The following is a 26,579-nucleotide window of genomic DNA, read 5'->3' as shown; positions in this document are numbered from 1 at the left end:
CGGTCGGTGCGGTGCTTAACGTTGCAACGCGCAAACTTTGCATGCCGCTTGTTGTTTCTTCCATCGCGGTTGCTGGGTCTGCTGCTTGCTTGAGGAGCGCACCTCTATCGACACCACGAATGTCTTAATCAAATGCGAATCGTTTTTAAACGCGGACGTAAGCTCATCGTTTGAACGAAGCATGGGAAAGACCAAGGCGCGGCGACACCCACCGACATACATGAACGACAAAACACACAGTGCCATTGCGCGCGCCCGCAGACCGCTCGACCGCGAACTCGAAAACGCGCTACGCAAGGTCTTCGGCTTTCCACATTTACGTCCCGGACAGGATCAGGTCATACGCAGCGTTCTCGACGGCAACGACACACTCGCGGTCATGCCGACAGGCGCAGGCAAATCACTTTGCTATCAGTTGCCCGCATTGCAGCTCGATGGCATGACGATCGTCGTATCGCCGCTCATTTCGCTGATGCGCGATCAGGCCGTGAAGCTCATCGAAGCCGGCGTGGCAACGACGGTCATCAACAGCACGCTCTCGGCCACCGAAGAACGCGAGGCGATGGAAGCGGTCACGTCCGGCGCGATACGCATTCTCTTCGTCACGCCGGAGCGTCTCGTCAATGCCGAATTCACCGCGACGCTCACAGGCAAGGACATGCCATCGGTGCCGCTGGTTGTTATCGACGAGGCGCATTGCATCTCGCAGTGGGGCCATGATTTTCGGCCCGCGTATGTCGAACTGATTCACGCGGTGAGGACGCTCGGCAGGCCGCCCGTGCTCGCGCTCACGGCAACGGCCACGCCTTCGGTCATCGACGATATCGTGCGCGAACTGCAAATGCGTCACGCGAAGGTGATTCACACGGGCGTGTATCGCGACAACCTGCACTTCGCGGTCGAACAGCTGACGAACCCTGAGGACAAGCGAGCGCGCGCCGTCGAACTGGCGCGCACGCTCGAAGGCAGCGGCATCATCTATTGCGCGACGGTCGCTGAATGCGAGTCGCTGCATGCCGCGCTCGTCGAAGCGGACGTCGCGGCGGAGCGCTATCACGGCAAGCTCTCGGCGAACGCGCGGAGCGAAGCGCAGGACGCGTTCATGGCCGACGACGTACGTGTGATGGTGGCGACGAACGCATTCGGCATGGGCATCGACAAGCCGAACATCCGCTTCGTCCTGCATGCACAAGTGCCGGGCAGCCTCGATGCGTACTATCAGGAAGCAGGGCGCGCGGGCCGCGATGGCGAGGCCGCGCAATGCATTCTGCTTTTCGAACTGAAGGACAAGCAGGTCCAGCAATTCTTTCTGGGCGGGCGCTATCCCAGCGCGGAAACGATACGCCGCGTGGCCGAGACCGTGCGCGACCTTGCGCGCGAGAACGCGGCTCAAACCGTCGAAAAGCCGATGGACCGCTTGCGTGAAGCGTTGCCGCAAGTCGGTGTCAACAAGCTGCGCGTCGCGGCGACGCTGCTCAACGATATGGGCGTGACACGGCGCACGCGTCGCGGCGGGCTGAAACTCATCGACGATGGAAAGGCCATCCTGCAACTCGACGATGCCGCGCAAGGCTACGCCGCCCGCGCCGAGCGCGACCGCGCGGTGCTCGAACGCATGATCGGCTATGCGCAAAGCGCGCGATGCCGCTGGCGCATGCTGCTCGACTACTTCGCATCGGATGCGGGCAATGCGCACACGCATGAAGCCGAAGTCGAATACGAGGCGCCCGACGACGAACTGGAAGGCGGCGCGTGCGGCTCATGCGACAACTGCCTGCATCCGCCGGAAGTGATGGAAAGCCCGCGCGAGGTGCGCGAACACGCGCTGTCGCACGAACATGCGAACGAAGACGCGAACATCAAACGCAAAACGAAAGCATTCAATGAGGGCGATCGCGTGCGCGTGCGTCGTTATGGCGAAGGCACGGTCGAGATGGTGAGCGGAGATCGTGTGGCAGTGCGCTTCCCGGACGACGAGATGCGCACCTTCATCGCGCGCTACGTGAAGCGCGCGGCGTGATGCGTTGAAGAAGAAGGGACAGGGCCGACTTACGTGTTGGTCGGCTCGCCCGGATCTTCGACGCCCTTTTCTATGTTCTCCTTTTGATCGCCGTAGTCCTTGCGATTCGCGCCGTTGGTGATTTCGACATCACCCTTGAGCTTGCGGTCTTCGTTGCCGGTAACGGTGCCGACGGCCGTATCGACCCAGCCCTTCACCTGTTCCTTGATGCCTTCTCTCGTGTACTTGTTCATGGTGCGCTCCTATCAGGAAGGTGTGATTTCGCCTCGAAAGCACGCAACCGCTATGCCCGGCCAAGCGGGCGCGCGCGTTGCTGCCGACGTTTGATCAACGCAATCACAGGAGCCGGACAATGAAAGCAGTCGTATTTCACGGCGTAGGCAACATCTCGCTCGATGACGTAGCGGACCCTTCGATCCAGCACGATCACGATGCGGTCGTGCGCCTCACATCGAGCGCGATATGCGGGACGGATCTGCACATGGTGCGCGGAACATTGTCGGGCATGGTGCCCGGCACCATACTCGGCCATGAAGGCGTGGGCGTGATCGAGGAAGTCGGTAAAGGCGTGCGCAATCTCAAACGAGGCGATCGCGTGCTGATTCCATCGACCGTCTCGTGCGGATGCTGCTCGTATTGCCGCACGGGCTACACCGCGCAATGCGACCTCGCCAATCCGAACGGACCGTCCGCGGGCACCGCGTTCTTCGGCGGACCGAAATCGACCGGGCCGATCAACGGACTGCAAGCGGAATATGCGCGCACGCCGCTCGCCAACGCGAGTCTCATCAAGCTGCCGGACAATGTCGATGACGATCGCGCGATCCTCATCTCCGACATCTTTCCTACCGGCTACTTCGGCGCGCAACTCGCCGAAGTAAGGCCAGGCGATACGGTCGCGGTGTTCGGCGCGGGACCCGTGGGCCAGTTCGCGATTGCAAGCGCGTGGATGCTCGGCGCGGGGCGCGTTATCGCCGTGGATAGACTGAACGACCGGCTCGACATGGCGCGCGCGCAAGGCGCGGAAACCGTCAACTTCGATCAGGAAGATCCCGTCAAGGCGATACTCGAACTCACGAACGGCATCGGCGTGGACCGCGCGATCGATGCAGTCGGCGTCGATGCGGTGCATCCCGAAGGCGGGCCGGCTGCATCGGAAGAACAGACGAAGCAGGCGGAACAGGAGAGCCGCACCGTCACGCCGGAACGCAACGTCGATGGCGGCAACTGGATTCCCGGCAATGCGCCCACGCAAGCGCTGGACTGGGCCGTGAACGCGCTCGCGAAGGCGGGCACGCTCGGCGTGATAGGCGTGTATCCGCCCAACGACCGGTTCTTTCCGCTCGGCATCGCGATGAACAAGAACCTCACGATCAAGATGGGCAACTGCAATCATCGCGCGATTACGCCGGCGCTCATTGAACGCGTGAGCAACGGATCGTTCGATCCGCTTCGCGTGCTCACGGTGCGCGAACCGATGATGAACGTGATCGACGCATACAAGGCGTTCGATCTGCGGCAGCCGGGCTGGATCAAGGTCAAGCTCGATCCGGCAGCGTGACGTGACATGGAACGCATCGGTGACGATGCGGGGCGGTCTCCTCTCGCGAGACCGCCCCATGTCCTCAGGCTGCTACTCGGAGTCAAGACATCAGACGGAGCGTAGATTAGCAAGCCTCGGAAGCGCCATTAAGACCATGAGCCGCAAGGCACTTCTCCATAATCCGCTTGAATCGCGTCGCCCTTCTGCAACACGAAAAGCGCTTCAAAGAATGCCTCGAAGGCGCTAAACGTCTGACCATAAAGCACTATAAAACTTCGGACTACTGCCATTCCAGTTTCAGCAATACATTCTTTCCGACGAATCTTGCTGAAACGGGGCGACGCGATTGAAGCAGTCACATAAAGTGTGTCCAGTTTCCCGAGGCAGAGAGATGCATCGCCTCGAGAAGCCTTTGCTCTACAAAGGACACATAGCAACCATGAAAAAAACTCTCCTCGTCGCAGGCGTGCTCGGCGCCTTCGCTGCATCGGCACAAGCGCAAAGCAGCGTCACCCTGTACGGCATGCTGGATGCGGGCCTCGTGTACACCAACAACTCGGCCGGCCATAGCAACTGGCAACAAGGCAGCGGTTCCGTTTCGGATACGTACTTCGGCCTGCGCGGCAGCGAAGATCTGGGCGGCGGTTTGCACGCGCTCTTCAGGTTGGAGAGCGGCTTCGACCTGAACAACGGCGGCTTCAACGGCAACGGCATGTTCAACCGTCAGGCGTACGTCGGCCTGAAGAGCGATCAGTTCGGTACGGTGACGCTCGGCCGTCAATATGATTCGATGGTCGATTTCCTCGCGCCGCTCTCCGACGCAGGCGCAGGCTACGGCAACAACCTGAGCGCGCACCCGCTCGACAACGACAACCTCGACAACTCGATCTCGGTCAAGAACTCGGTCAAGTATCGCAGCGCGAACTACGCGGGCTTCACGTTCGGCGGTTTGTACGGCTTCAGCAATCAGGCTGGCCAGTTCGCGAACAACCGCGCATGGAGCGCGGGCGCATCGTACAGCAACGGCCCGTTCAACTTCGCCGCAGCGTACCTGCAGACGAACACGTCGCGTAACGGCAACGCGGGCGGCGCGGTGTCGGCGGGTGAAGGCAACAAGACCAACCTGACCGCCGATCTTCAGCGCACGTTCGGCGCGGGCCTGAACTACACGTACGGCCCGGCGACGGTCGGCTTCGTGTGGACGAACACGCACTACGACAACCTGATCGCGGCATCGCAAGGCGGTGCGACGTTCACGATTCCGACCGGCACGAACCTGCATCTGAACAACTTCGAACTGAACGGCCGCTACGCGCTGACGCCGGCACTGAGCCTCGATGCCGCGTACACGTACACCGACGGCAAGCTGAGCGGTTCGAACGGTTCGGGCGATCCGAAGTGGCACACCGTGTCGCTGCAAGCGGACTACTCGCTGTCGCGTCGCACGGACGTGTACGTCGAAGGCGTGTACCAGCATGCGTCGGGTCAGCTGGGCGATGCAGGCGCGAACGTCGCGATGATCAACACGCTGTCGCCTTCGACCACGCAGAATCAGGTCGCAGCGACGGTGGGTCTGCGTCACCGCTTCTAAGCGTCATCTAAGCGTTACCTAAGCGTCACGCTTCCCAAGAAGCAAAAACGGCCGCGATCGTCAAGATCGCGGCCGTTTGTCTTTGCAGCATCGAGCGATTACTTCTTGTCCTGCTGCGAGCGCTTCACGAGCTGTTCGATGTCGTGTCCCGTGCCGCCCGTGCCCGCCGCAAGCCTTGCAAGCGCGGACGCGGCCGTATCGCGCCGCACGCCGCTTTCCGGACGGAACTGCTTCGGCAACGCCATGAAAAACGTCGCGCCCTGATCCAGCACGCCTTCGGCCCACACCTTGCCGCCGTGCCGTTCGATGATCCGCCGCACGTTCGCAAGCCCGATGCCCGTGCCCTGAAACTGCTCGTTCACGTGCAGGCGCTGGAACACGCCGAAGAGCTTGTCGACGTATCGCATGTCGAAGCCCACGCCGTTGTCGCGCACGAAGTAGACCTCGTGCCCGGCAAGCTCGCCGGTCCCTTCATACGCGCCGACTTCGATCGCCGGCTTCTCGCGCGGCGCGCTGAACTTCACCGCATTCGCGATGACATTCGCAAACGCCACGTGCAGAAACACATGATCGCCTTCGATGGACGGCAGCGCATCGACGGACCAATGCACGCGCGATGAGCTTTGCTCCTCGATATCGTTCTGAATGACGGTATGCACGAGCGCATGCACGTCCACTTTGTGCGGACGCAGCGCCGCCCGCCCGAGTTGCGCGAAGGAGAGCAGGTCGTCGACGAGACGCCCGCCGAATCGCGCGGACGTCACCACGCGATCCAGATAGCCGCGCCCGCGATCCGAGAGCTTGTCGCCGTCGATCTGACGCAGCAGGTCCGCGAAGCTCACGACATGCCGCAACGGCGCGCGCAGATCGTGCGACACGGTGTATGAAAAGCCTTCCAGTTCGTGATTCGCGCGGCCGAGTTCGGTTGCGAGCTGCGCGATTTCCTCGGCGCGACGCAACACGATGCCGAGCACCGCCGCGCGGAATTCCAGCGCGATCTCGCGTTCGGCGGCGCGCCACGGCAACGAGCGATTGCGTACCACGTCGGTCCATGTGTCGAAGCTCACGCGCGGCGAAAGCGACGTGGCGAGTCCTGTGAGCTTCGCGCGCGGATCGCCCGCCCATTCGATCGTCTGCACGACCTCGCGCCGGAACCACACCACGTAGTTGCGATAAATCTTCGAGATCGATACCGCGAGAAAACCCGCGATATCCGCCGCGTCCTTCAGCACCGGACATTCCTCCGATGCGCGATCCGACATCACCACGTCTTCGCTTTGATTGTCGAGCCAGTCGACGAGCGCGCTCACCTGCTGCTCGCTCGGCGTCACGCCGATCAGCGACGTGCGCCCTTCGAAGATCACGGCCGCGCCCGACGAGCGCGTGAAGCCGAGCAGGTCGGGCGCATCGTTGACGAGGGCTTCGACGAAGCTGTCGGTATTGGCCATCGACGAAAGCAGCTTCGAGAGCATGTGCCGCAATTCGAGCCGGTATTGCGCTTCGGCCTGCGTCTCGCGCGCTTCGATCTGCAGCGAGACGATCTGCGCGACGTGCTCGCATGCCGTGCGCACTTCGAAGGGCGGCAGACGCGGCGTCGCGTGATGACACGAGATGAGGCCCCACAGCTTGTCGTCGACGAGAATGGACATCGACATGGACGCGAGCGTGCCCATGTTGCGCATGTATTGCAGATGCACGGGCGACACGCTGCGCAACGACGCATACGTGAGATCGGTCGGCCGGCCGGTCTGCGGATGCAGCGGCGGCACGAGCGGCGCGGCTTCGTAGTTCGCGTTGGAGATGAGGCGAATCGGGTTGCGCCGATACAGCTCGCGCGCCTGCGCCGGAATATCCGAGGCCGGAAAGTATTGATTCAGGTAAGACGGATAGCCCGGCTCGATGGCTTCGGCGAGCACGTGGCCGTGACCTTCTTCATCGAACCGATAGACGAGCGTGCGCCCGAAGCCCGCAATGCGCTGAATCTCCGTCGCCGCGAACTGGCAGATCTGCTCGACCGTGCGCATGGACTGCACTTCGGTGACGAAGGTGCGCACCAGCGGATACATCGTCGAGAAGACGTCGGCCGTGTCCTGCGCAGGCTCGACTTCGACGAAGAGCAGCCCTTCATGCCGATGCACGACGATTGCAAGCGGCCCCTGATGCGCCCAGCCTTCGATGTTCACGTTGCCGACGTGAATGGCGGCGCCGTCGCGCGTGAGTTCGTGAAGCCGCGTGCGCGCGCGTTCGCTCGTGTGCTCGCCGAGCAGGATAGAGAGCGGCTGCCCGATGCACGCGTGCGGCGACATGCGCGCGACCGGTTCGATGTTGCCGCTGATCTGCAGGATGACGCCTTCAGCGTCCACGCTGATGAGCACGCCGTGCGGCTGGATACCGCCGGGAATATGAATGGGCTCGCGGGCGCATTCGGCGTAAGCGGATGCGTCGACGGCGCCCGGTTCGTTGATGTGTGCGGTGGTGGTGTTGTCCATCATCGTCTGAAAGAAGCCGCGCCATCGCGATTGGATGCGCGCGAAACGTCGCAGTGTGCACGATTTCGACGCGCCGCGTGCGTCGAAATCGCAACGATGATGGTGCTCGCGCTTCTTCATGCGATCAACGAGGAAATCAAGCGTAGGCGTCGAATTTTTGTCATAGCGAACGCGCAGCGCTGTACGCGCGCACGTGCGTGCATTTCCCGCGCAGCCTTTCGCCTGCAAGCATTGCGCTCATTGCGTTCGCCGTTCGAAGGCGCGGAACACGCGTTGCTTGAAACGCAAGGCGGTTGTGCCGGCGTGCTTCATGCCTCCGGCCGATCCGCTCGCATGCATCACGCGCGACGCGACCATCCACCCGAGCAGGAGGCAAGCAATGAAGGCGCTGATTTGGCAGGGCAAGAAGGACATTCGATACGAGACGGTTCCCGACCCGGTGATCGAACATCCACGCGATGCGATCATCAAGGTATCGACGTGTGCAATCTGCGGTTCGGACCTGCATCTCTTCGATGGCTTCATGCCCGGCATGGAATCGGGCGACGTCATGGGCCACGAGTTCATGGGCGAGGTGGTCGAAGTGGGCAGGGAGAACAGCGCGCTCAAGAAGGGCGACCGCATCGTCGTGCCGTTCACCATCACATGCGGCGAATGCGACCAGTGCCGCCGCGGCAACTTTTCCGTGTGCGAGCGCAGCAACCGCAACAAGGATGTCGCCGACAAGCTCTTCGGCCATACCACGGCGGGACTCTTCGGCTATACGCACCTGACAGGCGGCTATCCCGGCGGACAGGCCGAGTACGTGCGCATTCCGTTCGCCGACAAGACGCACATCAAGATTCCCGACGGCCTCACCGACGAGCAGGTGCTCTTTCTCGGCGACATCTTCCCGACCGGTTGGCAGGCCGCGGTGCAATGCGACATCGAACCGACGGACACGGTCGCGATCTGGGGCGCGGGTCCGGTCGGCCAGATGGCGATCCGCAGTGCCGTGCTGCTCGGCGCGAAGCAGGTGATCGCGATCGACTGGGTGCCGGAGCGTCTGGAAATGGCGCGCGCGGGCGGGGCCACGGTCATCAACTTCAAGGACGAGAGCGTGGTGGAGCGTCTGCGCGATCTCACGCAGGGCAAGGGTCCGGAGAAATGTATCGATGCGGTCGGGATGGAATCGCACGCGACGCGCTCCATCGACGCCATGTACGACCGTGCGAAGCAGGCCGTGATGCTGGAAACGGACCGTCCGCACGTGCTGCGCGAGATGATCTATGTTTGCCGTCCGGCGGGCACGCTTTCGGTGCCGGGCGTGTATGGCGGACTCATCGACAAGATTCCGTTCGGGGCGTCGATGAACAAGGGGCTCACGTGGCGCATGGGGCAGACGCATGTGAATCGCTGGAGCGGCGATCTGCTCAACCGCATTCAGGAAGGCCAGATCGATCCTTCGTTCGTGATCACGCATACCGTGCCGCTGTCCGAAGGCGCGGGCATGTACGAGACCTTCCGCGACAAGAAAGATGGATGTATCAAGGTCGTATTGAAGCCTTGAGTTGATGGACGCCCGCGCGGCGGGCGCTCATCGATCAGGTCTTGATAGCACGCCGTCAAAAGCAATCGACGCGCGCCGCGTTCAATGCGCAACGCCGGCGCGGCCATCCGTTTCTCCTCACGGAACAGGAATCCCACAATGGCCCATATGTGCGATATATGCGGCGCGCGGCCGGCCACCGTGCGGCTCGCGGTGCTGCGCGAAGGCCGCCGGCACGTGCTCGATGTCTGCGACTTCCACTATGCGCAACTGACGCGGCACCAGCGCGCGCTTTCGCCGTTCGAGGCGCTGTTCATGGGCGGCATGCCCGAGCAGCCCGTCGCGCCGGAGCAGGCGCCCGCGGAACGCGCGACGGGCGCGGAAGGCGTCGGACTCGAACGCTATCTGAGCGACGGCGCGAAGGAAATGCTGATGCGCGCGGCCGAACGCGCGGCGCAATTCGGCCGCCCGGAAGTGGATACGGAACATCTGCTTTACGAACTCGCCGATAACCCCGCCATCGGGACGATGCTGCAGGGCATGGGCATCGATCCGGCCGAATTGCGCAACGTCATCGATACGACCGCGCAGCGCCGCGAAGGCGGCACGCCGCCCGCCGACGGCATGATCCGCGTGTCGCCCCGTCTGAAGAGCGCGCTCGATCGCGCGTTCATCGCGTCGCGGCAGCTGCGGCATAGCTATGTCGCGCCGGAGCACTTGCTGATCGGCCTCGCCGAAGTGCCGGACAGCTTCGCGGGGCATCTGCTGCGCAAGATGAGCGTCGATACCGCGACGCTGCGCCGCGAAACCGCGCAGACGGTCGGCGCGGGCGGTCCGCCGCGCGGCGAAGGACCGCCTTCGCGCACGCCGCATCTCGACAAGTTCGCGCGCGATCTGACCGCGCTCGCTCGCGAAGGCCATCTCGATCCGGTGATCGGCCGCGCGACGGAAATCGAAACGATGGTCGAAGTGCTCGCGCGCCGTCGCAAGAACAATCCGGTGCTGATCGGCGAGCCGGGCGTCGGGAAGACGGCGGTCGTCGAAGGGCTCGCGCAGCGCATGATTACCGGCGACGTGCCCGAATCGCTGCGCGACAAGCGGCTCATCGAACTGAACGTGAATTCGCTCGTCGCGGGCGCGAAGTATCGCGGCGAATTCGAAGAGCGCATCAAGCAGATCGTCGATGAAATCGCCGCGAACCGCGAAACGCTCCTGCTTTTCGTGGACGAAGTGCATACGATCGTCGGCGCGGGGCAGGGCGGCGGCGAAGGCGGCCTCGATATCGCGAACGTCTTCAAGCCCGCGATGGCGCGCGGCGAATTGAACCTGATCGGCGCGACGACGCTCGCGGAATATCAGAAGCACATCGAAAAGGACGCGGCGCTGGAGCGGCGCTTTCAGCCGGTGCTGGTCGCGGAGCCGAGCGTCGCGCAGACCATCAACATTCTGCGCGGCCTGCGCGACAGGCTCGAAGCGCATCACAAGGTGACGATTCAGGACGACGCCATCGTCGGCGCGGCGGAACTGTCGGATCGCTATATCACCGGGCGATTCCTGCCGGACAAGGCGATCGATCTCGTCGACCAGGCGGCGGCGCGCGTCAATCTCTCGGCCACGTCGCGACCCGCCGCGATTCTCGAACTCGAATCCGAACTCGCGCAATTGCGGCGAGAGCAGGACTATGCGGCGTCGCGCAAGCAGTTCGATCGCGCGCATGCGCTCGATGCGGAAATCGCCGCGAAGGAAAAGGAACTCACCGAAGGCACCGATGAATGGAAGAAGCGCATCGGCACGAACACGTCGAACGTGACGGTGACGCAGATCGCGGAAATCGTCGCGACGCTGACGGGCATTCCCGTCACGCAACTGACCGAGCAGGAGCGCGAGCGTCTGCTGAACATGGAAGCGCGTCTGCACGAGCGCGTGATCGGCCAGGACGAAGCCGTCACCGCCGTCAGCGATGCCGTGCGCCGCGCGCGCACCGGCCTGCAAGGGCGCAACCGGCCGATCGCGGTGTTCCTGTTTCTCGGGCCCACGGGCGTCGGCAAGACCGAACTCGCGAAGGCGCTCGCGGGCGTCGTGTTCGGCGATGAAGACGCGATGCTGCGAGTGGACATGAGCGAGTACATGGAGCGTCACGCCGTCGCGCGGCTGATCGGTTCGCCGCCGGGTTATGTCGGCTATGAGGAAGGCGGGCAGTTGACCGAGCGCGTGCGCCGCCGTCCGTACAGCGTGATTCTGCTCGACGAGATCGAGAAGGCGCATCCGGACGTCTATAACGTGCTGCTGCAAGTGTTCGACGATGGCCGCCTCACCGACGGCAAGGGACGCGTCGTCGATTTCAGCAACACGCTGATCATCGCGACGAGCAATCTCGGCTCGGACGTGATCGCCGGGCAAAGGCGCGCGACGCTCGGCTTCACGAGCACCGACACGGACGCGGACGCATCGCTGCAAAGCGGCGTGATGAGCGTGCTGCGGCAGCATTTCAGGCCGGAGTTCCTGAATCGGATCGACGACATCATCCTGTTCAAATCGCTCGGGCGCGACGAGATCGGGCATATCGTGCGGCTTCAGCTCGAGCAGGTGAAGCGCATGGCGCATAGCCAGGATATCGCGCTGGAATTCGACGAATCCGTGATCGCGCATCTGGCCGAGGCGGGGTATCGGCCGGAGTTCGGCGCGCGCGAGTTGCGCAGGCAGATTCGTCAGTTGATCGAGAACGAACTGGCGAAGGAACTGCTGAAAGGCGATATCGCGGAAGGCGCGCGCGTGGTGTGCCGCTACGATGCCGAGTCGCGGCGGATCGTGTTCGATGCGCAACGCGCGAGCGCGGGCGATCTGGGGACGCCGCCGACGCCGTGACTCGCTTTTGGTCCCGATGCACGATGGCGGCGCGTCTCGCGTGCGGATGCGCCGCCTAGCGCGAAGGCCGCCGCCGCTCCGTCAATTCGATCACGCATGCGCTGTGAATGCGCTGCACCAGCACGCTGTCGTAATCGAGTTCGTCGCCTTCGATGATCTGCTCGATCACGCGGCGGCCCGCGTCCGTATCGAGCATCGACGAGAAGCGCGATGCCAGCGCCTGCGCCTTCACCGACAGCTTCGCGGTCTCGATCCAGTCGGCGGCGCGCTGATGCCGCTCCAGCCACCGATGCGCCGCGCGCACCTGAAACGACGGATCGGGCCACGCGCCTTCGAGGTAGTACGCGCCGAGAAAGCCGCACGTGAGCCAGCAGAGGAGATGCACCCGATCGTCGGGTCCGAGCGGATAGCGGACTTGACTCATGATGGCGGCAGCTTCGGACATCCACGCGCGACGCTTTAAAAATAGCACGCCGTGGCGTCGGCGAGTGGCGCGCATCAATCCTCTTCGAACAAATCCCGGTACTTGTGCGGCTGCGAGCGCAAGTACTGCTTCGGCGCGCGCACGTGCGCACCGAGCTCGGCTGCCGCGTGCCACGGCCAGCGCGGATCGTAGAGCGCGGTGCGGGCGAGCGCGATCATGTCGGCGTCGCCGGTTCCGACAATGCCTTCCGCCTGCTCGATGCCCGTGATCAGCCCCACCGCGATCACCGGCATCTTCACGGCGGCTTTCACCGCGCGCGCGAGCGGCACCTGATAGCTCGGCCCGACGGGAATCTGCTGCGCGGGATCGAGGCCGCCGCTCGATACGTGGATCGCATCGCAGCCGCGCGCCTCCAGCGCCCGCGCGAACGCAATGGTCTGCTCGATGTCCCATCCGCCATCGACCCAATCCGTGCCGGACACGCGAATCGTCACCGGGCGATCTTCGGGGAACGCGGCGCGTACGGCATCGAAAATTTCGAGCGGAAAGCGCATCCGGTTTTCGAGCGAGCCGCCGTATTCGTCGTCGCGCCGGTTCGAAAGCGGCGACAGAAATTGATGCAGCAGATAACCATGCGCCGCGTGAAGCTGGATCAGGTCGATGCCGAGCCGCGCGGCGCGGGCAGCGGACGCGGCGAACGCATCGCGGATGCGCTGCAATCCCGCGCGATCCAGCTCGACGGGCGGCGTTTCGTTCGCCTCGAACGCCACCGCCGATGGCGCTTCGGTTTGCCAGCCGTGCGGGTCATCGGGCGGAATTTGGGCGCCGCCTTCCCACGGCACTTCCGTCGATGCCTTGCGTCCCGCGTGGCTCAGCTGGATCGCGATCGGCATGTCGGACCAGCGCCGAATGCCCTTGAGCGTGCGCGCGATGGCGGCTTCGGTTTCATCGTTCCATAGGCCGACATCCGCCCACGTGATGCGGCCTTCGGGCAGCACGGCCGTCGCCTCGATGGTCAGCAGCGCCGCGCCCGACAGCGCCAGTTGCCCGAGATGGATGAGATGCCAGTCGTTCATGCAGCCGTCTTCGGCCGAGTACTGGCACATCGGCGCAATGACGATGCGGTTCGCGAGTTCGAGGCCGCGCAGCCGCGCGGGGGTGAAGAGAGCGGGTGTCTGTGCCATGCGATGCTCCTGTTCGTTTGCGATCGCCGATGAGGCGGCGTCACCGCGCAAGGGCAGCAATCTGCATTCCGCTGCATTGAAGCGCCCCGATATGCACGAAGGCCGTTCGGCTATTCACTGGAACGGCCTTCCTGATTACGCCGATTGACGGAATCGCGTCAGAACGCGTGCCGCATCGCCACGCGCGCGAGTGCTGGCGGAGCTTGGCTTCAGCGGAGAGCATCTCCCTGAACGTACGGCTGCGATGCTGCTCCAGACTTTGGGGCTCAAGCGCGCTGAGGCAGAGAAGATTGCCACGCGTCCTCTGCCGCTCGTGGACGATGCACTTGGCGCAAGCTGAAGCCGGATTGAGCGCCGTCGGCGAAATCATGCCCGGCTTTGCTTCGCTGCCGTGCGCTCGCCGAGCCCGGTCGCTCCACAACGCCACGCTTGGGCGTCGAACGCGGCCAGTGACGGCCTACTCGGCGTCGCCCTTCTTCGTCGGACCGTACGCGGCGAGAAACACATCGACCGCTCTCTGAACGACCTTCGCGATGTTGCGAGCACTCGTATCCGCGGGCGCGCCAACGAGGCACGGCTCCAGCAATTCCGCTTCATACAGACTTCGCAGATGCGCGGTCGCGACCTCCGGGTTGCAATTGCGTAGTTCCTTGGCCTCGATCGCGCGTTGCAGGAAGTCGGTCATCAACTGCCAGGCGGGCTTGGGTCCGCGTTCATAAAAGAGGGCGCCGACGGTCGATCGGCCGCCTTCGTGATGAGCGAGACGGCGCACCGCCATGACTTGCGGCGTCAGTGTCGCGGCCAGATAGTGCTTGCCGAACTTCAGCAGCGTTTCCCGCACGGGCGCGGCGCTCTTGAGCAACTCGACCGCCACTTTCGCTTCCTCCGCCGCAGCCATCATGACGTCGGCGAACATCACTTCTTTCGACTCGTAATAGCTGTAAAGCGTGGCCTTGGATCCGCCTGCCCGCGCGGCGATCTCGGACATCGACGCTCGCTCGAATCCTACTTCGCTGAATACCTGGAACGCGGCGTCGATGATCGCCTGCCGCTTTTCTTCTGTCTTCACTCTCATTGTCAATTCCCTCCGTCTGAACGGTGATGCAACGGCACGGCGCGCGGACTCCGCCCGCAGCCGACGCTGTCTTCCATGTCATCAATCTACCATATCTGAACCGTACGGTTTGTTTTTGTTGACAACCGTTTTATGCATAACTAGACTGTTCAGTATCGAAATGAGCGATGCGGAGTAAGGACGATGCAAGCAATCACGGAAACTCGAAGTCGAGCCATGCCAATGAAGGTGGCCGTCGCGATGGCCTTCGCGATGGTGGCGAGCGCGTGCGCGCAGTTGCCTGACATGCCGGAGAAGCCGGTCACGAAGGACATCGGCCGGTACGAGATGGCACAGACGCTCGGCGCGGACGCCGGCAAAGAGGCCGGCACTCCAGCCGTCTGGCCGAGGGATCAATGGTGGGTCGGCTACAACGACTCGCAACTGAACGGCCTGATCGCGGAAGCGCTCAACGACGAGCCGACACTAGCCGCCGCTCAGGCCCGCCTGCATAACGCGGAGGCGTCGGCGCAAGTAGCAGGTGCCGCGCTGCTGCCGGAAGTGAACGCGCAGGGCTCGGTCGAAAAGCAGAAGCAGAGCTACAACAACGGCATCCCGTCCGAGTTCGTGCCTCACGGATGGCGTCCTTACGGCAGCGCCGAACTCAACTTCAACTACGAAATTGACTTCTGGGGGCAAGAATCGCGCGGCGCTCGCCGCGGCGACGTCGGAACTGGAAGCCGCCCGCGCCGACGCTGCGCAGGCCCGCATGGTGTTATCTACGTCGATTGCCGCAGCGTATGCCGACCTCGCGCGGCTCTTTGCCGAACGCGACAGCGCGCGGGCCGCATTGCAGGTGCGCACCGAATCCGCGCAGTTGTTCAGAGAACGCTTCGCGAACGGACTCGAAACGCAGGCGGGCGTGAAGCAAGCCGAGTCGAAGCAGCAAAGCGCGCAGGCCGACTTGCTCGCACTCGACGAATCCATTGCGCTCGAGCGCAATCAGATCGCAGCGCTGATGGGCGCTGGTCCTGACCGGGGCTTGCGGATCGCGCGTCCGGCCGTCGATCTCACTCAGCCAGCCGGCATGCCTTCGAATCTTGCGCTGGGTCTGCTGGGCCGCCGCCCGGATGTCGTCATCGCGCGCCTGCGGGTCGAGGCAGCGGCCAAACGGATCGACGTCGCGCGGGCCGGCTTCTATCCGAACGTCAACCTCGGCGCGATGATCGGCTTTCAGTCGCTCGGGCTGAACATGCTCACGAATTCCGGTTCACTCGTCGGCAACTTCGGGCCTGCGGTCACGTTGCCCATCTTCAACGGCGGACGCTTGCGCGGCGAACTGCGCGGCGCGCGGGCGACGTACGACGAGGCCGTCGCGAACTACGACGAAACGCTGACCAAGGCGCTGCACGACGTGGCCGACGTCGCCGCGAGCAAACGCGCGCTGGGCGACCGCCTGCAGGCCGCGCAAGCCGCGTATGACGCTGCGTCGCAAGCGCATCAAGTGGCGCTCGACCGCTATCGCGCAGGGCTGGCGGGATACATAGAAGTGCTGAACGCCGCCGACACCATGACATCCGCGCAGCGCCAGCTCGCCGATATCCGCTCCCGCACCTTCTCGCTCGATGTCGCCCTCGTGCGCGCGCTTGGCGGCGGCTTCCAGGCCAGCGTGGCGAGCGCGAACGACGACGGCCATCCCAACAAGCAAAGCTGACTCCAAGGATCACGATCATGTCTGAAACCCAGCTCCTGAAGAACAAAGAGTCTCTGATGCCCGACTCGCCTTCCGCAGCCGCAGCGCCCGCTGATACCGGCGCTCATGCTCAGGCCGACGCGCCTCCTTCCAGGCGCAAGAAGCTCTTCGCGCTCTTCGCCGGCGCGATTGCTGTGAGCGGCCTCGGCTTTGCGGGCTACTGGCACTTCGTTGCATCGCGTTATGTCTCGACGGACAACGCCTACACCGCGGCGGAAGTGGCATCGATCACGCCGGCCGTGAGCGGAATCGTGAAGAGCGTGCCGGTCGTGAACACGCAGCGGGTTCATCGAGGCGACGTACTCGCCGTGATCGACGACACCGACGCGAAGATCGCGCTGGCGCAGGCCGAAGCGGATCTGGGCCGCGCCGAGCGCAAGGTGCGCGGCTATGTTGCGACCGGCACCGAACTCGCCGCGCAGGTCAATGCGCGCGCAGCCGAGGAAACGCGCATGGCCGCGCAGATCGCCTCGGCGCAGGCCGACTTCGACCGCGCGGCGATCGATCTGCAACGTCGCGAAGTGCTGAGCCATACCGGCAGCGTATCCGGCGAAGAACTGAGCAACGCGCGAGCCGCTTTCTCCACGGCCAAGGCGGCGCTCGACGCGGCCCGCGCCGCGGCGGCCCAGGCGAAGGCGAGCCGCGACGCGGCAATCGGATCGCTTGCGGCGAACAAGGTGCTGATCGCGGACACGACCGTCGAGACCAATCCGGAAGTGCTGCTCGCCCGCGCGAAGCGCGATCAGGCACGCGTCGATCTGGAGCGCACGGTGCTGCGCGCGCCGGTCGACGGCGTCGTCGCGAGCCGCCAGGTGCAGATCGGTCAGCGCGTGCAGACCGGCGCGTCGTTGATGTCGGTCGTGCCGCTGGAATCGGTGTATGTGGATGCCAACTTCAAGGAGACGCAACTCGGCAAGGTTCGTATCGGTCAGCCGGTCGAACTGAAGTCGGACCTGTACGGCAGCAAGGTCGTCTATCACGGAACGGTCTCGGGTCTCGCGGGCGGTTCCGGCTCCGCGTTCGCGATGATTCCCGCGCAGAACGCAACCGGCAACTGGATCAAGGTCGTTCAGCGCCTTCCGGTGCGCGTCAGGCTCGATCCGGCCGAACTTCGTGCGCATCCGCTCGGCATCAATCTGTCGATGGAAGCGACTGTCGACACGCAGGGCGGCAACGACGCCCCCGCACACTGAGGATACGACGCCATGTCTACCAGTCAGGTCAACGACATCTCGTTGCCGCCGCTGAGCGGGCCCATGCTGATCGTCGCGGCGTTGATGATCGCCGCGGCCAACTTCGTCGCGGTGCTGGACACCACCATCGCCAACGTTTCGGTGGCGACCATTTCCGGTGCTCTCGGCTCTTCGACGAGCCAGGGGACCTACGTGATCACGTCGTACGCGGTAGCCGAAGCGATCACCGTGCCGCTGACAGGCTGGCTCGCGAGCCGCTTCGGAACGGTGCGCGTGTTCATCACGGCGCTTGTCATGTTCGGGGTCTGTTCGGCGCTGTGCGGCATGGCCACATCGCTCGGTACGCTCGTGCTGTTTCGCGTGTTTCAGGGGCTCGCGGGCGGCCCGCTCATGCCGCTGTCGCAAACGTTGCTGCTGCGTATTTTCCCGAAAGAGAAGGCCGCCGTCGCGCTGGGGCTGTGGAGCATGACGACGCTCATCGCGCCCGTGATGGGTCCCGTGCTGGGCGGCATCATCTGCGACGATTACCACTGGTCGTACATCTTCTTCATCAACGTCCCGGTTGCGTTGATCTGCGGTTACTTCGGGTGGCTGCTCGTCAAGCGTTACGAGACCGTGACGATACGCACGCGCATCGATGCGATCGGTCTCGCGCTGCTCGTCATCTGGGTCTCGGCGCTGCAGATCATGCTCGACGAAGGCAAGGACAAGGACTGGTTCAGCTCGATGGAGATTCGCGTGCTCGCGGTGATTGCGGTGCTCGGCTTCATTGCCTTTCTCATCTGGGAACTGACTGAGCGCAACCCCGTCGTCGATCTGCGCGTGTTCCGCCATCGCGGTTTCGCCGCGAGCGTGCTCACCGTGTCGCTGGCATTCGGCGCGTACTTCGGCGCCACGGTGCTCACGCCGTTGTGGTTGCAAAGCAATATGGGCTACACGGCGACGTGGGCCGGGTACGCGACGGCCACGACCGGCATCTTCGCGGTCATCGTGGCGCCGATCGCCGCGCGGCTTTCGACCAAGGCCGACCCGCGTTGGCTCGTGTTCTGCGGTGTGATGTGGCTCGGCTCGGTCACGCTCTACCGCACGCACAACAATTCGGCGATGGACTTCTGGCAGGTGGCGTTGCCGCTGCTGTTGCTGGGCATCGGCCTGCCGATGTTCTTCGTGCCGGTCACGAGCCTCGGCTTGAGCAGCGTCGACGAGCCGGAGACTGCGTCGGCGGCGGGGCTCATGAACTTCTGCCGGACCTTCGGCGGGGCGATCGCCACGTCGCTCGTCAATACGCTGTGGGAGGACAAAACCAAATACAACCGCGCGGAGTTGTCGGGCCTCGTGGATCAGGCCGGTCACTATGCGGCCACCCTGACGCATTCGGGGTGGAGCGTGCATCAGGCGCAGGCGCAGATCAGCAACATGGTCGAGTCCCAAGCGGTAATGCTCGCCACGAACCAGTTGTTCTTCGACATCGCGTGTTGCTTCGTGATCGGGGCGCTCGCGATCTGGCTAGCGCCCAGACCGACGCGTATTGCGGATACCTCGCAGGCGCATTGATCGCGACTACCGATGGCCGACGTTTCACCATGACTCTCACTTCCTATCAGCGTCAGACGCTTGCCTGGGGCGCCATCGCGGCTGCGCTCGGTGTTCTTCTATGGATCTTGCGCCCGGTCCTGACGCCATTCCTGCTCGGTGCGCTCATCGCGTACGTGTTGCAACCGGGCGTCGAATGGATGGTGCGCCAGCGCGTGCCACGTGCAGTTGCGGTGTTGCTGATGATGTTCGCTTTCGCGTTGGTCCTGACGTTGCTGCCGCTGCTCGTGTTCGCGGTCGTGCACAAGGAGGGACCACAACTCGCGAGGAACATTCCCGTGTTCGTCGCGAACCTGAACGCGTGCCTGCAGCCACGTCTGGCACTGCTGGGGATCAGCTACTCGCTCGACCTCGCGGAAGTCCGCCATCTACTGGCGGGCGACACGATCGGAGACGGTCAGACCGTCGTGGTCGCTGCATGGCGCTACGTGCGCACGGGCACCGACATCGTGCTGCCCGTAGTGAGCAACCTCGTGCTGGTGCCGCTCGTGCTCTTCTATCAGCTCTACGACAGGCATCAGATATTCGCGCGCATGGAAAGCCTCGTGCCGCGACGGTGGGTTGCCAACGTCCGGCGTCTGGTGACCGAGATGGATCGTATGCTCTCGCAATACTTGCGCGGCCAGTTGGTGGTGATGGCGCTGCTGGCCGTCTTCTACTCGATAGCGTTGAGCATGACCGGTGTCGAGATCGCGTTGCCGATCGGACTCTTCACCGGCTTCGCGGTCTTCATTCCATACGTGGGCTTCGCATTGGGGCTGGTGCTCGCCCTTATCGCCGGCGTGCTTCAGTTTGGCGGATGGTACGGACTCGCTGCGGTCGCCGCCGTGTACGGAGCCGGGCAGATCCTGGAGAGCTGTTTTCTCGTGCCGAAACTCGTGGGGAACCGCATCGGGCTGCACCCGCTCGCGGTGATCTTCGCGCTGCTCGCATTCGGCCAGTTGTTCGGCTTTTTCGGCGTGCTGCTCGCACTGCCCGTCAGCGCGATCCTGGCAGCCGTTCTGGGCGACCTGCAGCGCCGTTATATGGCGAGTGCGCTTTATCGGGATTGAATGACGTTCTGTCGTCGAAGGTCGGCTCCGTTGGTGGATGCGGCATTCTGCGGCGGCGCTTCACGGCGAAGGAATCGAGGATTTTTGAGGGTGTGTGTGAGATGCGATCAACTCCGGAATGACCCGTAAGGGCTTCTCCGCAAACGATTTCGGATGTTTCCGATGCGCCTAAGCATTTGTTAAGGATCGGCTCCGGAAAATCGTCCTTTGCCCGCTCGGGACGCACAACGTCAAAATAATCGCAAGGAGCGCCGCCATGCCGTGTGAAGCCGCCGTTTCGCTGGGAACGACTACGTGATGGACGACTCCACCGGCCTTCCGCTCGAACTGGCGGACAACCTGCCTTGGCATTTCCACGATCTCGCCAAGTCGCGCACCGTCGATCGCGTGCCCGAAAAGGGCGAAGTCTGTCTGTGGCTCGTCACGAGCGAATTCCGCTTTGCATCGGCATCGAATATCGGCAGCTGGCTCAGCATTGCCGAGCGCAGACGGGCGCGGCTTTATCCGAATTCATCGATCGGCCGGCGCTTCGGCGTCGCGCGCGCGACGTTGCGGCTCGTCGTATCGCAGATGTTCGCCTGCCGTCCGCAGGAAGTGCGCGTGGAAGATGCGCCGGACGAACGCCTCGTCGTCCGCGACGCGAGCGGCGAACGCAGTCTGGGCGTCGATGTGTCGTACTCGGGCATCTGGATCGTGGTCGCGGTGGCGGCGGCGAACGTGGGGATCGGGCTCAGCATCGAGGCGCCGGGCGTGCAGGGCGCGCCTGCTGCGGTTGCGGAGGCGGCGCGCCGCGCGAGAGCGCGCGCCGAGCGCGGCGAGCCGGGCGCGGATTCGTCGTCGTGGCATGGACTCGTGCTGCCGATGCCCGGAGAGATTTGCGGCGTCGTCGCCGTGGATCAGCCGGTGACGGGCGTGCAGGCGTTCGGTTGGGACCGGTCGGCGGAAGGCACCGGCCCGCGCTGAACACTGCGTTATCGATCTCTCGCTGACGACGCACTGTGCAGAACAAAGTGTCACGCGCGCGGCTCAGCATCGCGCCTTTCACGTTCGTTGCGCGCTCGTTTGCGCATGGCATCGTCCTTGCCTTGGCTTCCCGGTTTGATCTGACCGAACCCGAGGAGCCACACCCATGTCCCAAGACCTCACCTTCCGCGCCGGCGAAGCCACCGTCTTCGCCGCGCCCGGCCAGGCCACCGACGCCATGCCTGAAATCCTGATCGGCCGCGTCGACGGGCCCGTCGGCCATGCGTTCGCGAACATGATGGCGCAGTCGAAAGGCCATACCGCGATGTTCGCCATCCGCGCGTGCAATCAGATGGTCCGGCCCGCGACGATGATCGTCCCGAAGGTCACGCTGAAGGACATGGCGACCATCGACCTCTTCGGCGGAGTGGTGCAGTCCGCGACTGCGGATGCGATCGTCGATTGTCTTATCGAAGGCATTCTGCCGAAGGATCAGGCGAACGAACTGTGCATCATCAGCCTCGTTTGGATCGACCCGCGCTGCGTAACGGATGCGAATCTCGACAAGAAGGACATGTATCGCACGAACTACGAAGCCACGAAGCTCGCCATCCAGCGCGCGATGAACAACGAGCCGAGCGTGGAGACGTTGATCGCGAATCGCCATAGCATCAAGCACGATATGGACGATTGGAGTTGATGAGCAAAGAACGGAATCCTGAATAAAACATTACGAAGCACACGACCGTTCGCTTCCCGCGAAGGGACGAGACTCGCTACGTCCGAGGAAACAACAGACGAAACAATAGACAAAACACCTAGGCATAATAGGCATCACCCTGAGGACACCGGAACGCGCCTGCCTATGACCCGCCCCGCCCTGGAATGCCGCCGCCTTCATAAGAGCTTTGGTCCTGGCAGAACCATCCTCGCGGGCCTGGACTTCACGCTCGGATCGAGCGAGTTCATTGCGATCATGGGCGATTCGGGCGTCGGCAAGTCCACGCTCCTCAATCTCATCGCCGGCCTCGACGCCCCCGACGGCGGCGAAATCCTGATCGACGGCGTGTCCATCTCCAGGTTGAGCGACGAAGCCGCCACCAGGACGCGTCGGGAGAAGCTCGGCTTCGTGTTCCAGGCGTTTCACGTATTGCCGCATCTGACGCTCGTGCAGAACGTCGCCGTGCCGCTTCTGCTTAATGGCCTGCCGATCACGCCCGCGCACGGCATGCTCGCCGCAGTGGGCCTCTTCAATCGTCAGGACGATCTGCCGCGTCAGCTTTCGGGCGGCGAACTGCAGCGCGTGGCGATCGCGCGGGCGCTGGTGCATCGGCCGCGCCTCATCCTCGCCGACGAACCCACCGGCAATCTCGATCCCCAAACCGCGCACGAAATCCTGGGGCTCCTGCGCGCCGAAACGAAGGCGACCGGCGCGGCCGCGATCATGGTCACGCATTCGGAAGCGGCAGCCGCGTTCGCGGACCGCGTGCTGGTTCTCGCGGACGGCACGCTGCACGAAGCGGCATCGCTTGCCGCGTTCAACGAAGCGCGCGCACGATGACGGCGCGCGTCGCCGCTCACCGGATGCTGTCGCGCTGGCTGCTCGGCGCGCAATGGCGCAGTCATCGCGGACGCGCGCTCGTCGCCATCGTGACGATCGCGCTCGGCGTGGGCTTGGGCTATGCGGTGCAGCTCATCAACAGCGCCGCGTTCAACGAATTCTCCGCCGCCGCGCGCAGTCTCTCCGGCCAGGCCGATCTTCAGGTGCGCGGCGTGCAGCCGTTCATCGACGAGCGTCTTTATCCGATGCTCGCGATGCGCGCGGGCGTCGCGGTGGCGAGTCCCGTGCTCGAAGTGGACGTCGCCGTGCCGAAGCAGACCGCGCCGCTCAAGGTGCTCGGCATCGACGTGTTTCGCGCGAAGCGCATTGCGCCCGATCTGACCGGCGTGCCGTCGCCGCAAGCGCCGCTCGACGTGTTGTCCGACGATGCGATCTTTCTCTCGCCCGCCGCGCAGCAATGGCTGCATACGGGCGTCGGGCTGAAGGTCGAATTGCAGAACGGCACGTCGCCGGTGCCGCTGCGCGTGGCGGGCGGCGTCGTGCGGGCGTTGCCGGGGCAGCGCATCGGCGTGATGGACATTGCGGCAGTGCAGTCGCGCTTCGGCATGCAGGGCAGACTGACGCGCATCGACTTGCAACTCGCACGCGGCGTCGATCGCGAAGCGTTCCGGCTCGCGCTGCAGGACGAACTCGGCGCGCGCATCGTCGTGGCCGAGACGCGCGACATCGAAAGCCGCACGGACCGGCTCTCGCGCGCGTATCGCATCAACATGAACGTGCTGGCGCTCGTCGCGCTGTTCACGGGCGCGTTTCTCGTCTTTTCGACGCAGGCTGCGGGCGTCGTGCGCCGCCGCGCGCAATTCGCGATGCTGCGCGTGCTCGGCATGACGCGCGGGCATCTCGTGCGCCAGATCCTGTTCGAAGGCGCGCTGCTCGGCGTGGCGGGCGCGGTGCTCGGCATCGCGCTGGGCTTCGCGGTCGCGGCCATCGCGTTGCGCTTTTTCGGCAGCGATCTCGGCGGCGGATACTTCCCCGGCGTCCAGCCGCGCGTGCGATTCGAGCCGATATCGACGGCGGTCTTCCTCGCGCTCGGCATCGGCGTGGCGCTCGCGGGCACGCTCGTCCCCGCGTTCGAAGCGGCGCGCGCGCGGCCCGCGCCCGCGTTGAAGGCGGGCAGCGAGGAAGCCGCGCTCTCGCCGCTGTCGACGCCGTGGCCCGCGCTTCTTTGTCTCGCCGTCGGCGCGGCGCTCACGCAGTCGCCGCCCATCGACGATGCGCCCTTCGCCGGTTACGCGTCCGTCGCGCTGTTGCTGATCGGCGGGATCGCGCTGATGCCGCGTCTCACGGCCATCATGTTCGGCGCGGCGAGCGCGAGCTACGCGTGGCTGCGCCGCGAGCGCGGCCGAAGCGCCGTCGCCACGCTCGCGCTCGCGCGGCTCGCGAACGCGCCGGGGCAGGCGTCCATTGCAATGGGCGGCGTGCTGTCGAGCTTCACGCTGATCGTCGCGATGGCGATCATGGTGGCGAGCTTTCGCCTGTCGGTCGAGAACTGGCTCGAGCATCTCCTTTCCGCCGATGTCTACGCGCGCGTGGCCGCGAGCGGCGACACGGGCGGCCTCACGCCGGACCAGCAGGCGCGGATCGTGGCGACGAAGGGCGTCGCGCACGCGGCGTTCTCGCGCGCATCGCAGGTGACGCTCGATGCATCGAAGCCGCCCGTCGCGCTGATCGCCCGCGAGATCGACGGCGCGGACCCGGGCGCGATGCTCCAGATGACCGGCGCGACGCTGCCGCCCGAAGCGTGGAGCGCGGACGAAACGCCCGTGTGGGCGTCCGAGGCGATGGCCGATCTCTACGGCTATCGCACGGGGCAACGGCTCACGCTGCCGATCGGCGGCGCGGGCGAGCACTTCGTCGTCGCGGGCATCTGGCGCGATTACGTGCGGCAGACGGGCGCGCTGCAGATTCGGCTTTCCGACTATCGGCGGCTGACGGGCGACATGGGCGCGACCGATGCCGCCATCACGTTGCGCGCGGGCGTATCGGCGGGACAAGTCATCGCGGCGTTGAAGAAGCTGCCTTTCGGCGATGCGCTCGAGTTCTCGCAGCCGGGCGATATCCGCGCGCGCACGCTGACCATCTTCGATCGCAGCTTCGCGGTCACTTATCTGCTGGAAGCGGTGGCGATCGTCATCGGTCTCTTCGGCGTGGCCGCGACGTTCTCGGTGCAGACGCTCGCGCGCTCGCGGGAGTTCGGCATGCTGCGGCATGTCGGCGTCACGAAGAAGCAGATTCTCGCGCTGCTCGCATCCGAAGGCGGACTCCTGACGATGCTCGGCATCGCGATGGGTTGCGTGCTCGGCTTCGCGATCAGCCTGATCCTCGTTTTCATCGTGAATCCGCAATCGTTCCACTGGACGATGTCGCTGCACATTCCGTGGACCCTGCTGCTCGTCATCGGCTGCGTGATGCTCGTGTCGTCGTGTACGACGGCGGTGCTGGCGGGGCGGCGCGCCGTCTCCGTCGATGCGGTGCGCGCCGTGCGGGAGGACTGGTGATGCGCGCGTTGCTCATCATGCTGATGTCGCTTCTTTCGATGCCGACGGCATTCGCCGCCGAGCCGCAGTTCGCGGCGGTCGTGCCGGGACGCGCGATCGACTGGCCGCAGGACAGCGGCGCGCATCCGGCGTATCGCACGGAATGGTGGTACGCGACCGGCTGGCTGGAGACGCCGGACAAGAAGCCGCTCGGTTTCCAGATCACGTTCTTTCGCTCGAATACCGGCAAGGGCGACGGCGCGGGCGCGTTCGATCCGTCGCAACTGATCGTCGCGCACGCGGCATTGTCGGATCCCGCGTATGGCCGGCTCGTGCACGATCAGAACATCGCGCGGCAGGGCTTCGGGCTGGCCTACGCGAACAGCGGCAATACCGACGTGAAGCTCGATGCCTGGCGCATGGTCCGCGAAGCCGATGGCCGCTACGCCGTCGATGCCGATGCCGCCGGTTTCGCGCTCCATCTCGTCTTCGCGCCGACGCAGCCGCCGATGATCCAGGGCGAGCGCGGCTATTCGCGCAAGGGTCCGCAGCCGCAGCAGGCGAGCTATTACTACAGCGAGCCGCAATTGCAGGTGAGCGGGAAGGTGACGCGGCCGTCGGCGTCGGGCAAAGGCGAAACGGTCGATGTGGCCGGCAGCGCGTGGCTCGATCACGAGTGGTCGAGCACGTTGCTCTCGGCGGATGCGGCGGGCTGGGACTGGCTCGGCGCGAATCTGGACGACGGCTCCGCGCTGATGGCGTTCAAGGTCCGCTCCCGCGATGGCCGCGCGGTCTGGGCGCACGCCGCGCTGCGTTCGCGCGACGGCCGCACGACGCAATTCGGCCCGGGCGATGTCGAATTCACGCCGGAGCGCGAGTGGCGCTCGCCGCGCACGAACACGGCGTATCCGGTCGCGATGACGGTACGCGTCGGCGGCATGCGCTGGCGACTGGCGCCGCTCATCGACGATCAGGAACTGGACTCGCGCGAATCGACCGGCGCGCTGTATTGGGAAGGCGCGGTCACGGTGACGGGCGATGCGCAAAGCGCCGGCCAGAAAGGCCGGGGATATCTGGAGTTGACGGGCTACGCGAAGGCGATCGGAGCGGGCAAGCGGTAAGCGCGGAACGGTCAATGCTGCCAAAACCGGTGCCCCGCGCGTCCGCAAGCAATCCTCTCTCAAAAATCGGACAATATCGGGGTTAACCCAACCCCCTAAAGCAGAAAC

General features: G+C 64.5%; 18 protein-coding genes and 2 pseudogenes. 15 read left to right on the top strand and 5 right to left on the bottom strand.

Annotated elements, in window-relative coordinates; all coding sequences use genetic code 11:
• Positions 1-220: 220 nt before the first annotated feature.
• Positions 221-2,020: a RecQ family ATP-dependent DNA helicase gene (locus tag AWB72_RS14030; protein ID WP_040052629.1), complete on the top strand. Its 1,800-nt coding sequence runs from the start codon at positions 221-223 to the stop codon at positions 2,018-2,020.
• 29 nt (positions 2,021-2,049) lie between these two features.
• On the opposite strand, the gene AWB72_RS14025 is transcribed toward AWB72_RS14030, so the two are convergent.
• A complete protein-coding gene (locus AWB72_RS14025) occupies positions 2,050-2,253 on the bottom strand; it encodes a CsbD family protein (RefSeq protein ID WP_040052628.1) in 204 nt (67 codons plus the stop codon).
• Between the two features lie 119 nt (positions 2,254-2,372).
• Between AWB72_RS14025 and AWB72_RS14020 the strand changes: the two genes are divergently transcribed.
• Positions 2,373-3,581 (top strand): zinc-dependent alcohol dehydrogenase, encoded by a 1,209-nt coding sequence (locus AWB72_RS14020; protein ID WP_040052627.1) that lies wholly within the window; start codon positions 2,373-2,375, stop codon positions 3,579-3,581.
• Positions 3,582-4,002: 421 nt separating this feature from the next.
• Positions 4,003-5,154, top strand: a complete 1,152-nt coding sequence (locus AWB72_RS14015) for a porin (protein ID WP_040052626.1) — start codon at positions 4,003-4,005, stop codon at positions 5,152-5,154.
• Between the two features lie 98 nt (positions 5,155-5,252).
• On the opposite strand, the gene AWB72_RS14010 is transcribed toward AWB72_RS14015, so the two are convergent.
• On the bottom strand, positions 5,253-7,643 hold the full coding sequence (locus AWB72_RS14010; RefSeq protein WP_040052725.1) for an ATP-binding protein: 2,391 nt from the start codon (positions 7,641-7,643) through the stop codon (positions 5,253-5,255).
• Positions 7,644-8,022: 379 nt separating this feature from the next.
• Between AWB72_RS14010 and AWB72_RS14005 the strand changes: the two genes are divergently transcribed.
• Together AWB72_RS14005 and AWB72_RS14000 are read left to right on the top strand one after the other, a co-directional pair.
• Complete coding sequence (locus AWB72_RS14005) at positions 8,023-9,192, top strand: zinc-dependent alcohol dehydrogenase (protein WP_040052625.1); 1,170 nt, start codon at positions 8,023-8,025, stop codon at positions 9,190-9,192.
• A gap of 138 nt (positions 9,193-9,330) precedes the next feature.
• Entirely contained in the window at positions 9,331-12,036 is a 2,706-nt protein-coding gene (locus AWB72_RS14000) for an ATP-dependent Clp protease ATP-binding subunit (protein WP_040052624.1), read from the top strand.
• Between the two features lie 55 nt (positions 12,037-12,091).
• Here AWB72_RS14000 and AWB72_RS13995 read toward each other — a convergent pair whose 3' ends face one another.
• On the bottom strand, positions 12,092-12,460 hold the full coding sequence (locus tag AWB72_RS13995) for a hypothetical protein (protein WP_040052724.1): 369 nt from the start codon (positions 12,458-12,460) through the stop codon (positions 12,092-12,094).
• 74 nt (positions 12,461-12,534) lie between these two features.
• Positions 12,535-13,644: an NADH:flavin oxidoreductase/NADH oxidase gene (locus AWB72_RS13990; protein WP_040052723.1), complete on the bottom strand. Its 1,110-nt coding sequence runs from the start codon at positions 13,642-13,644 to the stop codon at positions 12,535-12,537.
• Between the two features lie 175 nt (positions 13,645-13,819).
• On the opposite strand from AWB72_RS13990, the pseudogene AWB72_RS29410 reads away from it, so the two are divergent.
• A pseudogene (locus tag AWB72_RS29410) lies at positions 13,820-13,984 on the top strand (TetR/AcrR family transcriptional regulator); the annotation flags it as partial.
• 117 nt (positions 13,985-14,101) lie between these two features.
• On the opposite strand, the gene AWB72_RS13980 reads toward AWB72_RS29410, so the two are convergent.
• On the bottom strand, positions 14,102-14,719 hold the full coding sequence (locus AWB72_RS13980; RefSeq protein WP_040052623.1) for a TetR/AcrR family transcriptional regulator: 618 nt from the start codon (positions 14,717-14,719) through the stop codon (positions 14,102-14,104).
• 222 nt (positions 14,720-14,941) lie between these two features.
• Here AWB72_RS13980 and AWB72_RS13975 point away from each other — a divergent pair.
• The 9 genes and pseudogenes from AWB72_RS13975 to AWB72_RS13935 all read left to right on the top strand — a co-directional run bounded on the left by AWB72_RS13975 (position 14,942) and on the right by AWB72_RS13935 (position 26,471).
• A pseudogene (locus tag AWB72_RS13975) lies at positions 14,942-16,412 on the top strand (efflux transporter outer membrane subunit).
• 56 nt (positions 16,413-16,468) lie between these two features.
• Positions 16,469-17,644 (top strand): HlyD family secretion protein, encoded by a 1,176-nt coding sequence (locus tag AWB72_RS13970; RefSeq protein ID WP_167550959.1) that lies wholly within the window; start codon positions 16,469-16,471, stop codon positions 17,642-17,644.
• A 12-nt stretch (positions 17,645-17,656) separates the two neighbouring features.
• A complete protein-coding gene (locus tag AWB72_RS13965) occupies positions 17,657-19,198 on the top strand; it encodes a DHA2 family efflux MFS transporter permease subunit (RefSeq protein ID WP_040052621.1) in 1,542 nt (513 codons plus the stop codon).
• A 29-nt stretch (positions 19,199-19,227) separates the two neighbouring features.
• A complete protein-coding gene (locus tag AWB72_RS13960; protein WP_040052620.1) occupies positions 19,228-20,289 on the top strand; it encodes an AI-2E family transporter in 1,062 nt (353 codons plus the stop codon).
• A 297-nt stretch (positions 20,290-20,586) separates the two neighbouring features.
• Positions 20,587-21,252, top strand: coding sequence for a 4'-phosphopantetheinyl transferase family protein (locus tag AWB72_RS13955; protein ID WP_040052619.1), 666 nt, complete (start codon positions 20,587-20,589; stop codon positions 21,250-21,252).
• A gap of 166 nt (positions 21,253-21,418) precedes the next feature.
• Positions 21,419-21,952: a formaldehyde-activating enzyme gene (gene fae / locus AWB72_RS13950; protein WP_040052618.1), complete on the top strand. Its 534-nt coding sequence runs from the start codon at positions 21,419-21,421 to the stop codon at positions 21,950-21,952.
• A gap of 165 nt (positions 21,953-22,117) precedes the next feature.
• A complete protein-coding gene (locus AWB72_RS13945; protein WP_040052617.1) occupies positions 22,118-22,813 on the top strand; it encodes an ABC transporter ATP-binding protein in 696 nt (231 codons plus the stop codon).
• Positions 22,810-25,371 (top strand): FtsX-like permease family protein, encoded by a 2,562-nt coding sequence (locus AWB72_RS13940; RefSeq protein WP_040052616.1) that lies wholly within the window; start codon positions 22,810-22,812, stop codon positions 25,369-25,371. Before AWB72_RS13945 ends, AWB72_RS13940 begins: the two co-directional genes overlap by 4 nt.
• Entirely contained in the window at positions 25,371-26,471 is a 1,101-nt protein-coding gene (locus tag AWB72_RS13935; RefSeq protein ID WP_040052615.1) for a lipocalin-like domain-containing protein, read from the top strand. The genes AWB72_RS13940 and AWB72_RS13935 overlap by 1 nt, the downstream gene beginning before the upstream one ends.
• Positions 26,472-26,579 lie beyond the last annotated feature (108 nt).

It is taken from the genome of Caballeronia concitans (assembly GCF_001544615.1).
In the GTDB taxonomy this organism is placed as follows: Bacteria; Pseudomonadota; Gammaproteobacteria; order Burkholderiales; family Burkholderiaceae; genus Caballeronia; species Caballeronia concitans.
The sequence above is the reverse complement of the archived record's forward strand: the minus strand, read 5'-3'. Positions and strand labels throughout refer to the sequence as shown.

Coding starts and splice junctions, on each gene's coding strand:
- AWB72_RS14030 (WP_040052629.1), top strand. CDS start 221: ATGAACGACAAAACACACAGTGCCATTGCGCGCGCCCGCAGACCGCTC.
- AWB72_RS14025 (WP_040052628.1), bottom strand. CDS start 2,253: ATGAACAAGTACACGAGAGAAGGCATCAAGGAACAGGTGAAGGGCTGG.
- AWB72_RS14020 (WP_040052627.1), top strand. CDS start 2,373: ATGAAAGCAGTCGTATTTCACGGCGTAGGCAACATCTCGCTCGATGAC.
- AWB72_RS14015 (WP_040052626.1), top strand. CDS start 4,003: ATGAAAAAAACTCTCCTCGTCGCAGGCGTGCTCGGCGCCTTCGCTGCA.
- AWB72_RS14010 (WP_040052725.1), bottom strand. CDS start 7,643: ATGGACAACACCACCACCGCACACATCAACGAACCGGGCGCCGTCGAC.
- AWB72_RS14005 (WP_040052625.1), top strand. CDS start 8,023: ATGAAGGCGCTGATTTGGCAGGGCAAGAAGGACATTCGATACGAGACG.
- AWB72_RS14000 (WP_040052624.1), top strand. CDS start 9,331: ATGGCCCATATGTGCGATATATGCGGCGCGCGGCCGGCCACCGTGCGG.
- AWB72_RS13995 (WP_040052724.1), bottom strand. CDS start 12,460: ATGAGTCAAGTCCGCTATCCGCTCGGACCCGACGATCGGGTGCATCTC.
- AWB72_RS13990 (WP_040052723.1), bottom strand. CDS start 13,644: ATGGCACAGACACCCGCTCTCTTCACCCCCGCGCGGCTGCGCGGCCTC.
- AWB72_RS13980 (WP_040052623.1), bottom strand. CDS start 14,719: ATGAGAGTGAAGACAGAAGAAAAGCGGCAGGCGATCATCGACGCCGCG.
- AWB72_RS13970 (WP_167550959.1), top strand. CDS start 16,469: ATGCCCGACTCGCCTTCCGCAGCCGCAGCGCCCGCTGATACCGGCGCT.
- AWB72_RS13965 (WP_040052621.1), top strand. CDS start 17,657: ATGTCTACCAGTCAGGTCAACGACATCTCGTTGCCGCCGCTGAGCGGG.
- AWB72_RS13960 (WP_040052620.1), top strand. CDS start 19,228: ATGACTCTCACTTCCTATCAGCGTCAGACGCTTGCCTGGGGCGCCATC.
- AWB72_RS13955 (WP_040052619.1), top strand. CDS start 20,587: ATGGACGACTCCACCGGCCTTCCGCTCGAACTGGCGGACAACCTGCCT.
- fae (WP_040052618.1), top strand. CDS start 21,419: ATGTCCCAAGACCTCACCTTCCGCGCCGGCGAAGCCACCGTCTTCGCC.
- AWB72_RS13945 (WP_040052617.1), top strand. CDS start 22,118: ATGACCCGCCCCGCCCTGGAATGCCGCCGCCTTCATAAGAGCTTTGGT.
- AWB72_RS13940 (WP_040052616.1), top strand. CDS start 22,810: ATGACGGCGCGCGTCGCCGCTCACCGGATGCTGTCGCGCTGGCTGCTC.
- AWB72_RS13935 (WP_040052615.1), top strand. CDS start 25,371: ATGCGCGCGTTGCTCATCATGCTGATGTCGCTTCTTTCGATGCCGACG.